The following is a 13,597-nucleotide window of genomic DNA, read 5'->3' on the forward strand; positions in this document are numbered from 1 at the left end:
ACCTAATTCCTCCTAATATATTGATATTATTTTTTCTTCAAAAATTCTTCCCATTCGTCATCAAAGTGAGATTGGTAGGCAGCAGAAGCCGGTTCAGGATCAAAAGATGATACACCGCTATCAGCTGATCCGTTTTTCATCAGCTTCCAGCCGTAATACACCATAGCGGCCGCCAATGCGATTCCGACGACAAACGGAAGTGAGCAGATGAGCATAATGGCCCCGATACCGCCCACGATGATTCCCGTAATGGTTTTTCCCGCGGCAAACCTTTTGACTCCTGCGTATGTCATGAAGCTCCCGATGGCGAGCGGGATGATAAAGCCGAAGCTTCCTCCTCCAAAAAAGACAGAGATCCCAAATACAATTAATAAGAATCCGCCTATTGTTTTCTTGTTGATCTTCATGCAGATCCTCCTTTCGTTTTCCTTGTCTTCATCTTATACAAGTTGGAAGATATGCAAAACGAATCAGAGATTGATTTTTATATAAGACCGGAGTCGTATCTCGCACCGGACCCATCGGCACAAAAAAAGCCATGCACGAGGCATGGCGTTTTAAAACCCTTTACAGATGAACACTTGCTTCCCTTTCTTTAATCAGGTCGGACCTTTCTGCTTTGGCCAGTTTTGTAAACAGCAAAATTCCGATACCCGCAATAATTTCGACAATCCCGCCGGCAGCAATCACTGTTCCTGAGCCGAAAGCATTAGCGGCATACCCGCAAATGACAGCTCCGGCAGGGATCGAAATATTTGAGATCATATGTATAACGGCGTAAACCTGCGGCTGATCCTCACTATCCACAGACGTCTGGATAATCGTGTACTCAGGAACATTAACAGCACTGACTGCGGCACCAAAGGTAAAAGCAGCGAAAAAGACGAGCGGCAAAAAGGTATTCATCCCTGTAATAAAGAAAGCAAATCCTTCAATAATGCCGGCAGTGACGAATAACAAGCCGTACCTGTTTACCTTGACTTTCGCCAGCACAAACCCTAATAAAAACGCGCCCGCGGCGGTGGTGGCCTTTAAAAGCGAGTATACGATCGGCTGGCCGTTTAAATCTTCCGCAACGTATACGGCAGAGAGCGCTTCCCATGGGGCAGCCGCGAAATTCATAAAGATACAGTAAATGGCGAGCGGATATAAAATCTGGTGTTTTCTGACGAGCCTAAAGCCGCGTTTCAGTCTTCCGATATATGTGCCTCTCTGTGTAACAACCGCAGACTCTGATTGAGATTCAACCGCAGTGTACTTAATAAAAAGAACGAGAAAACCTGACACCAAATAGAGCACAAGTGCGATAAGCATGGTATAAGAAGGACTGATAAATGTAAGAAAAGCGCCGCATAATGTGACAGCCCCGAGCCTGACAATTTGAGCGGAGGATTGCAGCACAGCGTTTGCTTTTTGAATGCCCTGTTCATTGACGATTTGAGGAATCAAAGCGATAGAGGCGGGATTGTAGGCAGCTCCAGTAGCTGAATGCACAATCATAAGCGTCATGACAAACCACAGCGGAGAGAAGCCCGCAAAATGACATAGAGGGATAATCAAAACAATCGCCGCCCTTGTCAGATCTGAAAAGTACATCCAAAATTTCAGCGTGGTCTGTTTCATAAAAGGCCCCGTCACAGGCGCCAGAACGGCTTCCGGCAAAAACGTGACAGCAATCAATAAAGCAGTGCCGATCGCACCTTTGCCGTCATAAATTAAAAACCATAATATTGAATTAAATGCGAACATATCGCCGGATATCTTGACTATTCTTGAGAAAAACAGATAATTGAAATTTCTCTTCCAGATGCTATCACTTTCAATTAAATTCACCATCCATCAGAGCCCCCCGTTGCCTATTTTTTACATCTATTTATTACAATATCTCATTTTTCCATTTTTCAGTCAATAATTCATAAGGTTCATTTTTTGTCGTAAAATGGGAAATTGACAGAGTGAAAAACAAAAAAAGCCGGCATGTATTTGAACACGCCGGCTTTCGTTTTCACTTTTTATGATTCACTGCTGTCTCGGTCCCGAAACACAATGGCACTTCTTTCATATTCTACATCGCCAATACCGCTTCTTGCATTCACAACCCGTGCGGCGGCAAAGAAATAATCGGACAGACGATTGAGATAACGCAGCACTGTTTCATGAATCCCCTCCGATTTCATCAGCGCCACCACTCTTCGTTCTGCCCGCCTTGTAATGGTGCGTGCGATATGGAGAAGCGAAGCACACTTTGATCCGCCTGGAAGAATAAATTTCTTCAGTTCCGGCGCTTCTGCTGTATAGGCATCAATGCGCGTTTCTAAAAAGGAAACAGATTCTTCCGTTAGTTTGTAGTCTTTTCTTTCTGTGACGATTGCCAGATCGCCTCCGCAGTCAAACAGCTCATGCTGGATGGTCAGCAGCTCGGCTGTCAGATCTTCAAAGCCGGGCTGCCCGGAAAGCTCTGCCAAAGCAAGCCCGATAAAGCTGTTAAGCTCGTCAATCGTGCCGTAGCTTTCGACGCGTAGGCTGTCCTTGTCCGTTCTGCCCCCGACTAAGCCCGTTTGTCCCTTATCGCCTGTTTTTGTATATAGTTTCATACCCTGAATCTCCTTTACAGACTTATTCAAACAACTCAGCAGCCTCTTTTATACATTCAGCTGTCCCTTTCTTTATCAATTGATTCAGCCGATGTTCTATGTTTTCGGATTGCTGAGTTTGAGTCGCGGCGATGAGAATATCACCTGTGCCTCCTCCGTCTCCCAGCACTTTCGTCCGTTCTGCTTCGGCAGCCATAAGAGCTTTGATGAAGAATTGATCTGCCGCATAGCCGTTTATCAAAATCCAAATCGAAAAGCCGGTCTGAACGCATATGAAAACGGATAACTCTCTGTCTTCATACGTTCGATACACGAAACGGTCAAGTCTTTCTGAAGAAGCCATCGCACACGTCTCCTGCAGTTGAAAACCGCTTTCTGAAAGACAGGCCGTAAGTCCTTCTATCGGATCTGGCTGATCTGGCAGCCGTTTATGGATCAGCGTCCTGCTCCACGAAAACCCTGCACCGATAGGCGTCGAGGACAATGTTCGAAGCGGGATTTCCGTTTGCAGAAGAATGTTATCACGCCCCGCTTGGAGCAATGCTTCAAATGGGATAGACTGCCGCTTCGCGCTATCTTTTTCAGGCTGAATCACAATCATCGGTTTAGGTGAGCTTTGATGTACCAAGGCGGTGACATCGGTATCGTACACCGCCTTTATGCTTTGTTCTGTGACAGCATATTCCGGTTTTTGCTTAGGCCCGGCGGCACCGTTTTTCATAAACATGAGCCCATCACAGTACAGGCTTGCGGTGTTCAGATCATGAAAAACGCTGACAGCTGCCAATCCGCTTTCTCTCGTCAGGCGTTTGATCAGATCAAGCAGGTCTTTTTGATAAGCCAGATCGAGAAAATTAGTCGGCTCGTCCAAAAATAAAATACACGGCTGCTGCGCCAAAGCTTGTGCCAAATACACCCGCTGCTGTTCCCCTCCGCTTAGTTCGCGAATCGGCCTTTGCGCAAAATTGGCCACTCCTGTTTGCTCCATTGCTTCCTGTACAATGGCTTCATCCTTTTCAGTCTGCTGTCTGAACAGCCCCGTTTGGAATGGATATCTGCCAAAGGCTACAGTTTCTTCGACGGTAAAGGTGAAGGCTTGATCCGTTTTTTGCGGCAGGACAGCCATGATTTGCGCCAGTTCCTTCGGTTTATAGTCCGCCAGCAGTTTTCCGGCCAGATAAACCCTGCCTTCCTTGGCCGGCAGCGTACCTGTCAGCAAGTGCAAAAGCGTGGTTTTTCCGCTTCCATTAGGGCCAAGAATTCCGAGAAATTCTCCCTTCTCCACGGTTAAGCTGATATTGTTAATTAGGCGGCTGTCGCCGTATCCTCCCGACAGCCCTTCTGCCTTCATCATAAGCTTCTCCCCCCGCGGTGCTGCCGAATTAAAATAAGAGCGAACACAGGCGCTCCCGCCAAGGACGTAATGATCCCGATCGGCAGTTCAATCGGCTCAATGATGGTTCTGGAAAGCAGGTCGGCTAAAACGAGAAATCCTGCCCCGAGCAAGGCGGACAGCGGCAGTAAATGCCGATGGTCCGTTCCCCACAAAAGCCTTGTGATATGCGGAATCACAAGGCCGACAAAGCCAATCGTACCCGATACTGCCACAGCGCTTCCCGTCAAAAGAGATCCGGCTATTAGAATCATCATCTTCCTCTGCTGAACGCTGACTCCAAGAAGCTTTGCTTTATCTTCTCCATATGTCATCACGTTCAATTCCCTTCCGTTTATAATCAATAAAATGGTTCCCAAAAGAAAAAACGGGAGAAACAAAATAACATAGCTCCAGCCCCTCATTGAGACGCTGCCAAGCAGCCAATGCACAATCGGAAGCAGGTTGTCTCCTGTCAAGGCGATGATAAGAGAAATAAATGCGCCCAAAAAAGAGTTGGTGATGACACCGGTCAAAATGAGGGTGGAAACAGACATCGAAGCATGAACGAGGCGGCTGAAGAAAAGGACCGCCGCCATCGTGGCAAGTGCCGCGGCTACACTCACAACCGGGAGTGTAAACCCTCCGATGACAGGAAGGTGCAGACCTAAGAACAGAGTCACAACAGCTCCGACTGAAGCACCGGATGACACACCTAGCGTATAGGGATCAGCAAGTGGATTTTTCAACAATCCTTGAAAAGCGGCCCCTGCAATAGAAAGAGCCGCCCCCACAAGGGCGGCCAGCACAACTCTCGGCAGTCTGATATTCATCATAATATTAGTGTACATAGGATCATCAGAACCGATAGAGCCGCCGAAGCCTTGATGCCAAAAGACACGAAAAACAGCGGGAATAGGAATATGCAGGCTGCCGCAAGAAATTCCTAAGATGATGCTCACGGCTAAAAATGAGAAACCAATGATATATGCGGCATAACGATTATTCCTTAAACGTATCCGGGTAAATGCTTTCCGCAAGTTCTTCGACCCCTTCGATCAGACGGGGACCGGAACGTGTCACAAGATCAGGGTCCACATCATATACACGATGATGTTTCACAGCATTGATTTCGCTCCAGCCATCGCGTTTTTCCACAGCTTTCGCTTTCACATCGTCCGTTGTAACAATTGCATCAGGATTGAGTTTTACGATCGCCTCATCTGTCATTTGCACCCATCCTGTCTGATCCGCAGCTGCGTTTTTAGCATGGATGACATTCAGCATTTCATTCATAAACGTATCTTTTCCGGTTGTATAAATGTCAGGATCAGGAGAAACCTCGATAAATATGCTTTTCTCCTCGTCTTTTGAAATGGTTTTCGCTTTTTCTTGAATATCCTTTAGATCTGATTTCATGCTTTTCACGAGCTGATCGGCTTTTTTCTCCGCCCCGCCAGCTTCTCCGATCATTTCGATTGATTTGTACACCTCGGAGAATGATTGTGCATCATTGACAGTCAGCACTGTAATGCCCGCGTCCTTCAGCTGTTTGATGGCATCTGCTGATGCTGACATGGAAGACTCATGGGCCAGAACGAGATCTGGTTTTAGAGAAATGACTTTTTCAAAGTTTACATTCATATCTCCGACTTTCTCAACCTTTTTGACTTCCTTTGGATAGGTATCGTTTGTGGTGACACCGACCACTTTGTCACCAAGGCCGAGTGCGTATGTAATTTCTGTGTTGCTCGGCATTAATGAAACAATCTTTTTTGGCTCTTTTTTGATGGTTACATCTTGATTTGACGCATCATCAATGGTGACAGGAAACGCTTCTGTTTTTTGTTTTGCCTTTGAATCCTTCTGATCCGCAGGATTGCCGCAGCCTGCCAGCATAACAGCAGCCAGCAGGAGCGCAGTCCATATCCCGGCTCGTTTTTTCATAATCTTTTCCTCCTAAACGAACTAAAAAAGCATCTCTACGACGGTAAAGATGCTGTAAACAACACAAAAAAGCCTATTGTTTACACATCATCTGTCCTCGCAGAATTCGTGCTGATCAAACAGGCAGGTATCCTGGCTCTTGGCGCTTGGCCAATTACAGTGGCGGGACCGCACCGGCTTTTACCGGTTTCCCTTTTAAGCCGGCTGTTGTTCACGGACCGGCACCTATTTGACATTCGTATCCTTTTTTCGGAGTAATTATACTATATGACTGACAGGCTTGTATATGTGTCCTGAATGACTTTTCCCCGTATTGTGTATGGGAGCAAAATCCTCGTAAACACTAAATTTGATCTTGTATACTTAATACCATCATCAATCAAAAGGAATGATTCTTATGGATTTACAGCTAAAAGACAAACTCGTCTTAATCACCGGCTCGACGTCCGGCATCGGGAAAGCCGCCGCAAAAAGCTTTCTGCAAGAGGGTGCGGCAGTCATTGTCAACGGACGCAAACAGGAGACTGTCGATCGCACGATTGAAGAGCTTTCTGGCTATGGAACAGTGCACGGTGCTGCTGCCGATTTGTCAAAAACAGATGAAGCAGCGGCTTTTATCGAAAAAGTAAATGAAATCGGTGATATCGATATCCTTGTCAACAACCTTGGTTTCTTCGAGGTAAAAGACTTCGCCGATGTGACAGATGAAGAGTGGAATCAATATTTCGAAGTGAACGTGATGAGCGCCGTTCGGACAAGCCGTCACTTCCTTCCAAAAATGCTTGCCCAAAACAGCGGCCGTATTTTAAATATCGCAAGTGAAGCAGGCGTCAAACCGCTGCCAACGATGATTCCATACTCAATGACAAAAACGGCGCTGATCAGCCTTTCAAGAGGAATGGCTGAAATGACAAAAGGCACAAATGTGACGGTCAACTCAGTGCTCCCGGGACCTACTTGGACAGAGGGCGTGGCATCCTATATGGAAGGCGCCGCACAAGCAGCCGGCCAGGATACAGATACATTTATCAAAGACTATTTCAAGGTCAATGAGCCAACCTCTCTTATTCAGCGATACGCGACAGCAGAAGAAGTCGCCAACACAATCGTATTCCTCGCGTCTGACGCCGCATCCGCCATTAACGGCACGGCACAGCGTGTGGAAGGCGGCATTATCCGTTCTCTGTAGTATAAAAAACGCATCCGTTGTTTCGGATGCGTTTTTTTATACGTCTCCAGCAAATGGTACCGGCTGATATCCGCCTGTTTCCAGTTGTGCTGAAAACAACCCTCCAGCGTGAGGCTGCTCGTATCTCTCTTTTTCTGTCATTTGTTCTGTTGCCGTTGTAATGTAAAGGGTTTTTAAGTCTCTGCCGCCGAACGCGCAGCACGTGACATATTTAGCCGGCACGCTGATTGAATTGATTTCTTTTTTCTGAAACGGGTCAATGTGAACAACGCGGCTGCCGCCAAACAGCGCCACCCACAGCATGCCATTTTGGTCAATTGTCATGCCGTCCGGCAATCCGTCTGACTGCTCAAAACGATAGACAGGTTCTGGATTCGAAACATCTCCGCTTTGAGGATCATAGCTGTAACGCACAATCTCCTGCGTCGGCGTGTCGATGTAATACATCAAATTCCGCTCGCGGTCCCAATCCAAACCGTTTGAGGTGGAGACTTGATCCTTGATTTTGACAAGACTGCCGTCTAGATTCAAACGGTACAGCGACGCCTGTTTTTGCTCGCCTTCCATGCTCGTCGTCCCCGCCCAAAGCCTTCCGTACGGGTCACATTTAGCATCATTAAATCTCAGGCTCTCATGCATGTCCTTCGGCTGTTTAATTTTTTCCAAGCTGTCATCCCGAAGATGATACAGGTAAAACCCGTCCTTCATCGTCATAATCAGTTCATCCTTTGAATATTTCGCAAGCGCCGTCACAAAGGATTTGAATTTGATTGATCGGTTGATTTTTTCTTCAGGGTCAAAGATATGGAGCTCGCTCCCCAGGATATCAACCCAATATAAGCGGCCGTTTTCTTCATCCCATAACGGGCCTTCTCCAATCACTGCCCGAGTGTCTGCTTCCAATACTGCATCCATGTGTTACACCTCTTTAGCTTCAGTCTATATATTGTTATTCCCGGCAAAGAGGTGTCCAAACCACTTGATGTTTATTGTTTTTTAAAAAGGATGGTAATGACCGTTCCAATGTTCATTCTGCTGTTCACATGTATCGTTCCGTTATGCAGATGGACAAGCTCCTTGGCAATCGCGAGCCCGAGACCCGTTCCGGCAGTTGAATCTTTTGTGTTCGTCCCTCTGTAGTAACGGTTAAACAAATGGGTAATTGTTTCTTCATCCATTCCTTTCCCATTGTCCTTCACCTTTAAAGAAATATGATTTTTTGTTTGCTCCAGAATGACTTGAATCTCTGTTCCTTTGCCGTTGTGCTTCACGGCATTCCCAAGAAGGTTTTCTAATATGCGCCTGAACCACGCTTCATCAAGGGCAAATTCAATATGCTCTTCTTTGGATACAAACGAGATATCATAGCCTTCAGAAAACGGATTTTTCTTAAAATCCTCAATGACATTTTTAAAAAACGGGATAAGGCTAGTGAGATTTCTCTCAATAGGAAGAGCATCATTTTTCAGCCGATACGTTAAATTTAAGTCTTCAATCAGCTTGGACATGTATTCAGATTTTTCTCTGACAACCTGCCCCATTTCTTTCACTTCTTCCGGCGACCAGTCATACTGCTTCGACTCGAGCATCATGCTGTAGCCGTAAATGCTGCTGAGCGGTGTTTTTAAGTCATGTGACAAACCGGCAATCCATTCTTCCCTTGTCGCCTGGATTTTTTCTCTGTTTCTTTTATCCCTTCTCAGCGTTTCAGTCAGCTGATCCATTGATTCAAATATCTCACCGAAGAAGCGGTACGGCTGTTTGATTTTTCCCTTTTTATTTTTGCTGACAGGACGGCCTTCCCGATTTCTGGGTTCCTCAAGCTTCCCTTTTGACAGATTGACCAGCCATCTAATCGTGTGAAAAATCGGCAGCCCGAATCGGAACATATACCAAACGGTCATCCAAATGATATACATGAACAAAACGGCCATCACGAGAAACATCGCTTTTAATACAACCTTCAGGAATGATTTGTTAAACTCCTGATCGGTTACATAGACTGGGTTCGGCACCGTAGCGACCATCCATCTGTCTTTATTGAGGATCTTAACGGAAATTTCCCGCTTATAGTTCCAAGGCTTAGAGCTGTATTTAAGCAGCTCCAGCTGGTTCATCGTTTTTCTTTCGCTTTTTGTGCTGTTGATGCTGTCGAGAATCTTTCCATTGCTGTCTAACAGGTAAATGGCGCCTTTTTTCCGTTTAATATAGTCGATGGTACTGGACTTATAGTGCGCTAGTGAGTCTATCTTTTGTTCGCGCTTTTCAACGGAAGTCAGGAGCTGTTCACTTTTTGATTTCCAGCCGGACAATAGAAGATACGACTTATCTTCAATATTGATGGCCCAATAATTCAGTTTATAGTTATGAAGCTTTTTGGTTTTATAAATAGACAAAAGCTCTTTCTTGGTATAGGTGCCCGGCACGTCTTTTGGCACGCCGTAGGAATAATCAGTGTTTCCTTCCGAATCAATGATTTGCATCCAGCCGTGCTGTTTATCAACAGATTTCTTAAGGAAATTATCCACTTCCCATGTCCCGTCTTCGTTTACATCGAGATATGCCTCAAGTGTGTCGGTCGTTGCCTTCGTCAGCCCTGAATTGGATTCCGCATCGCTAAAACGGGCGTCTAAATAGAAAAACGACGCAACAAGCATAACCGTAAGCAGCAGGATCACAATCAGCATCTGGCCGAAAAAGTGAAACAAAAACTTCCATCTTAACCTCATGACCGCTTGCCTTCAGGATTTGGGATAAAACGATAGCCGAGACCTCGAACGGTTACAATATACTCCGGATTGCTCGGATCGCGCTCAATCTTCTCCCTAAGCTTGCGAATATGAACCATGACGGTGTTGTTGTCACCGTAGGAAGGATAGCCCCATACTTTTTCATATATTTGATCTTTGGAAAGCACCACGTTAGGGTGTTCACAAAAATACTGCAAAAGCTGCAGAAGCTGGGCTGAACAGGCAACGGCTTCCCCGCCTACGATCAGCTCGGCATTTTGCGGAGAAAAAGTAAAGTAATCATATGTGTAGGTTTGATTTGAACTCGTTTCTTTCGATTGATATGTACGCTTGAGATGCGCTCTGATCCGCGCCGCTAATTCCAGCGGATTAAATGGTTTTGTGATATAGTCATCAGCTCCAACCGCAAAGCCCGATAATTTGTCCGCGTCGGATGATCTTGCCGTCAGGAAAAAAATCGGAGCGTCTGAATACTCTCTGATCAATGTGCAGGCTTCAAAACCGGACATTCCGCCCATCATGACATCCAGCACAATCAAGTCAACCTTATTGGCCTTCACAACGGGAATCGCTTCTTCTGCGCTTGCCGCATCCAGTATATTTCGATAACCTTCTTTTTCGAGAACGCGTTTGATCATGTCCACAATCGCTTTCTCATCGTCTACGATTAAAATTGACGCATTTTCCACTTTTATGTTCCTTTCTGTCACTGTTTTTTTCATCTTATCATTATATCGTTTATTTATGGTACATTTTTGAATACATTGGAGCTTGGCAAATCAAAACAGCAAAAAAGGAGCAAACAAGCGCTCCCTTTTGATGTTTTTTCATATGAAAGTATTATGAGTTCTCATCTACCATGTACAAAATAAACTCCCAAAATCCCGGGACATCCTGACACAAAAGCATATCAGCCTTTTCAAACATTTTGATCTTCAGCTCTTGCTCTAAATCTTCTCTTTCTTGATAGGACGTATTGCTGAGTTTTTTTCTGATCATCGGTGAAAAGCATGCAATCAGGTGCTCAATGTCATAAGTCTCGTCTTTTTGTCTCTTTTTTTGTTCAAACTGGCCGTTCACAGCTTACTTTTCCCCCTTTTTTTGCGCCGCTAGCTGCTTTCTGATATTCTCCAGCCCCTTTTTATGAATGTTGGAAATGTTTTGTCGGGACTCCCCTAATGAATCTGCAATCTCCTGCATCGTGGCACCGTGAAGATACACTTTCGTCAGCACACTTTTTTGTTTGTCAGTCAGCTTCTGAATCGCTTGGTAGAGCTGATAATCCTGGACATGCTGGCTCAAATCATCCTGCCTGTCTAAAAATTCTTCAAATGCATCGCTTCCTGTTTCGGAAGGAAGCCGATCTCCTGCCTCCGGATGATCAACCGTCAGCGGATACCGTTTTTGATTTTTGCGAACCCGCTTATCAAAATCAATAGAAAAGATGCGAATCATTGAATTCATATACTTGACGATGCGGATTTCTTTATAAAACTGCTTAAATAGCTCGTCCAATGATTTTGCATCTTTTTCGTTAGGGCTTTCCATTACGTTTTTGAACAAACGGTAATGCTGAGGATTGCTCAAAAAATGCTTCACGATGGGATGCTTCATTATCTCCTTACATTTTGACCGTAAAAGACTTTGATAGTCCATCAAACCGCCTCCCTACTAAATTAAATGAAGGAAAGCAAAAAAAAGTAAACTACTACTTTCCGACTAGTGTCTTCCAAAATACTTTGCAACAGTTTACGTTTTATCGGATTTCCTTCACTTACATACATGACTGCAGAAAAAGAAGGGAGGTATTTTCCTATGGATCAGGTTTTTATAGAGGAAGTCGTAAAACAGATCGGCAATTTGGGGTTTCCCGCGCTGATTGCAATGTATCTGCTGACCCGATTCGAAAAGAAGTTTGATCAACTAATAGAACTAATGACAGAACTGAAAGATCATGCAAAAAAATAACTTTTCAATCGAAGTTGACTTTTCACTGGTTTTTTTCACTTAACAAAACAGAAGGGAAAACGAAAGGCCTTTCACCTTCTCTTTCTGCTATCACATTTACATTTAAGGAGGAAACATTTCATGAAAAAACAAAATGACATTCCGCAGCCAATTAGAGGAGACAAAGGAGCAACGGTAAAAATCCCGCGCAATATTGAAAGAGACCGGCAAAACCCTGATATGCTCGTTCCGCCTGAAACCGATCATGGCACCGTCAGCAATATGAAGTTTTCGTTCTCTGATACTCATAACCGATTAGAAAAAGGCGGATATGCCCGTGAAGTGACAGTACGTGAATTGCCGATTTCAGAAAACCTTGCATCCGTAAATATGCGGCTGAAGCCAGGCGCGATTCGCGAGCTTCACTGGCATAAAGAAGCTGAATGGGCTTATATGATTTACGGAAGTGCAAGAGTCACAATTGTAGATGAAAAAGGGCGCAGCTTTATTGACGATGTAGGTGAAGGAGACCTTTGGTACTTCCCGTCAGGCCTGCCGCACTCCATCCAAGCGCTGGATGAGGGAGCTGAGTTCCTGCTCGTGTTTGACGATGGATCATTCTCTGAAAACAGCACGTTCCAGCTGACAGATTGGCTTGCCCACACTCCAAAAGAAGTCATTGCTGCGAACTTCGGCGTGACAAAAGAAGAGATTGCCAATTTGCCTGGCAAAGAAAAATATATATTTGAAAACCAACTTCCTGGCAGTTTAAAAGATGATATTGTGGAAGGGCCGAATGGCGAAGTGCCTTATCCATTTACTTACCGCCTTCTTGAACAAGAGCCGATCGAATCTGAGGGAGGAAAAGTATACATTGCAGATTCGACAAACTTCAAAGTGTCTAAAACCATCGCATCAGCACTTGTAACAGTAGAACCCGGCGCCATGAGAGAACTGCACTGGCATCCGAATACCCACGAATGGCAATACTACATCTCCGGTAAAGCTAGAATGACCGTTTTTGCATCTGACGGCCATGCCAGAACGTTTAATTACCAAGCCGGTGATGTCGGATATGTGCCATTTGCAATGGGTCATTACGTTGAAAACATCGGGGATGAACCGCTTGTCTTTTTAGAAATCTTCAAAGACGACCATTATGCTGATGTATCTTTAAACCAATGGCTTGCCATGCTTCCTGAAAAATTTGTTCAAGCGCACCTTGACTTGGGCAAAGACTTTACTGATGTGCTTTCAAAAGAAAAGCACCCAGTAGTGAAAAAGAAATGCAGTAAATAAAAGACTTGCGGCTTGCAGAGAGCACTCGTTCTCTGCAAGCCTTCATAAGGAGCTGAACCAGTGAAACATCAAAACCCTTCAAAACGCTTATTGCGGCTCTCCATAAAGTACTTGCTGGCCGCAGCAGCAGTGGTGTTGACCTATTTTGCTGTCATCTATATATTGTTTTCTTTAGCGGGAACGAGCTACCGCTCAGCGGCTCATGTCCTGCTTTTTGCCGTGGTATTCCTTGTTCTCGGATTATGCTTTGAACCATTTGAACGGCTGATGATACATAGCTTTACATTTTTCAAGACAGGAAAACGTCTATTCATTCTCCTTGCCGGCATTGTACAGCTGCTGTTTTTGTGGATGACTGCTCATACAACAGACCAATTGATCAGCGACATTTGGCTGTCCACCACAGAAGAAATGATTGTCGCAGCCGTTTTTTTGATTTTAGACAAATGCAACTCGGCTCTTCCCAGCTAAAAAAAGAACGCATTCCAATTGGATGCGT

Annotated in this window: 15 protein-coding genes and 1 riboswitch; of the genes, 4 read left to right on the plus strand and 11 right to left on the minus strand. The window is 45.0% G+C overall.

Translation table 11 applies throughout. The features are described 5' to 3' along the window. Positions 1-26 precede the first annotated feature (26 nt). The 6 genes from liaI to NYE56_RS16765 all read right to left on the minus strand — a co-directional run bounded on the left by liaI (position 27) and on the right by NYE56_RS16765 (position 5,913). On the minus strand, positions 27-407 hold the full coding sequence (gene liaI / locus NYE56_RS16740) for a cell envelope stress-induced membrane anchor protein LiaI (protein WP_123373827.1): 381 nt from the start codon (positions 405-407) through the stop codon (positions 27-29). 160 nt (positions 408-567) lie between these two features. After that, positions 568-1,836 (minus strand): MFS transporter, encoded by a 1,269-nt coding sequence (locus NYE56_RS16745; RefSeq protein WP_003228502.1) that lies wholly within the window; start codon positions 1,834-1,836, stop codon positions 568-570. A 176-nt stretch (positions 1,837-2,012) separates the two neighbouring features. Then, positions 2,013-2,594, minus strand: coding sequence for a cob(I)yrinic acid a,c-diamide adenosyltransferase (locus NYE56_RS16750; RefSeq protein WP_341284133.1), 582 nt, complete (start codon positions 2,592-2,594; stop codon positions 2,013-2,015). Positions 2,595-2,616: 22 nt separating this feature from the next. Then, positions 2,617-3,945 (minus strand): ABC transporter ATP-binding protein, encoded by a 1,329-nt coding sequence (locus NYE56_RS16755; RefSeq protein ID WP_341284403.1) that lies wholly within the window; start codon positions 3,943-3,945, stop codon positions 2,617-2,619. Further along, on the minus strand, positions 3,945-5,006 hold the full coding sequence (locus tag NYE56_RS16760; protein WP_032726839.1) for a FecCD family ABC transporter permease: 1,062 nt from the start codon (positions 5,004-5,006) through the stop codon (positions 3,945-3,947). The genes NYE56_RS16755 and NYE56_RS16760 overlap by 1 nt, the downstream gene beginning before the upstream one ends. Beyond that, positions 4,969-5,913, minus strand: a complete 945-nt coding sequence (locus tag NYE56_RS16765; protein ID WP_341284134.1) for an ABC transporter substrate-binding protein — start codon at positions 5,911-5,913, stop codon at positions 4,969-4,971. The genes NYE56_RS16760 and NYE56_RS16765 overlap by 38 nt, the downstream gene beginning before the upstream one ends. Positions 5,914-6,018: 105 nt before the next feature. Beyond that, a riboswitch (cobalamin riboswitch) is annotated at positions 6,019-6,157 on the minus strand. 153 nt (positions 6,158-6,310) lie between these two features. Between NYE56_RS16765 and NYE56_RS16770 the strand changes: the two genes are divergently transcribed. Beyond that, positions 6,311-7,102 carry an SDR family NAD(P)-dependent oxidoreductase gene (locus NYE56_RS16770; protein WP_341284135.1) on the plus strand — a complete coding sequence of 264 codons (792 nt, stop codon included), beginning with the start codon at positions 6,311-6,313 and terminating at the stop codon, positions 7,100-7,102. Positions 7,103-7,138: 36 nt separating this feature from the next. Here the strand turns inward: NYE56_RS16770 and NYE56_RS16775 are convergent, their stop codons facing one another. The 5 genes from NYE56_RS16775 to sigO all read right to left on the minus strand — a co-directional run bounded on the left by NYE56_RS16775 (position 7,139) and on the right by sigO (position 11,466). Next, positions 7,139-8,017, minus strand: coding sequence for an SMP-30/gluconolactonase/LRE family protein (locus NYE56_RS16775; RefSeq protein ID WP_308153958.1), 879 nt, complete (start codon positions 8,015-8,017; stop codon positions 7,139-7,141). A 71-nt stretch (positions 8,018-8,088) separates the two neighbouring features. Next, positions 8,089-9,831 (minus strand): two-component system sensor histidine kinase YvrG, encoded by a 1,743-nt coding sequence (gene yvrG / locus NYE56_RS16780; protein WP_046663941.1) that lies wholly within the window; start codon positions 9,829-9,831, stop codon positions 8,089-8,091. Beyond that, positions 9,828-10,541, minus strand: a complete 714-nt coding sequence (gene yvrH / locus NYE56_RS16785; protein WP_003243545.1) for a two-component system response regulator YvrH — start codon at positions 10,539-10,541, stop codon at positions 9,828-9,830. The genes yvrG and yvrH overlap by 4 nt, the downstream gene beginning before the upstream one ends. 151 nt (positions 10,542-10,692) lie before the next feature. After that, positions 10,693-10,932, minus strand: coding sequence for a sigma-O factor regulator RsoA (gene rsoA, locus NYE56_RS16790; RefSeq protein WP_123373822.1), 240 nt, complete (start codon positions 10,930-10,932; stop codon positions 10,693-10,695). Positions 10,933-10,935: 3 nt separating this feature from the next. Continuing rightward, a complete protein-coding gene (sigO, locus tag NYE56_RS16795) occupies positions 10,936-11,466 on the minus strand; it encodes an RNA polymerase sigma factor SigO (protein WP_014477957.1) in 531 nt (176 codons plus the stop codon). Positions 11,467-11,667: 201 nt separating this feature from the next. On the opposite strand from sigO, the gene NYE56_RS16800 reads away from it, so the two are divergent. From NYE56_RS16800 to rsiO, 3 genes are all read left to right on the plus strand, one after another. Further along, complete coding sequence (locus tag NYE56_RS16800) at positions 11,668-11,820, plus strand: YvrJ family protein (protein ID WP_003244090.1); 153 nt, start codon at positions 11,668-11,670, stop codon at positions 11,818-11,820. A 120-nt stretch (positions 11,821-11,940) separates the two neighbouring features. Next, positions 11,941-13,098 (plus strand): oxalate decarboxylase, encoded by a 1,158-nt coding sequence (gene oxdC / locus NYE56_RS16805; RefSeq protein WP_015384622.1) that lies wholly within the window; start codon positions 11,941-11,943, stop codon positions 13,096-13,098. A gap of 60 nt (positions 13,099-13,158) precedes the next feature. Next, positions 13,159-13,569: an acid stress-sensitive anti sigma factor RsiO gene (rsiO, locus tag NYE56_RS16810; protein WP_003243579.1), complete on the plus strand. Its 411-nt coding sequence runs from the start codon at positions 13,159-13,161 to the stop codon at positions 13,567-13,569. Positions 13,570-13,597: the final 28 nt, after the last annotated feature.

Origin of the sequence: Bacillus sp. FSL R5-0603 (assembly GCF_038050295.1) — a bacterium.
GTDB lineage: Bacteria > Bacillota > Bacilli > Bacillales > Bacillaceae > Bacillus > Bacillus subtilis.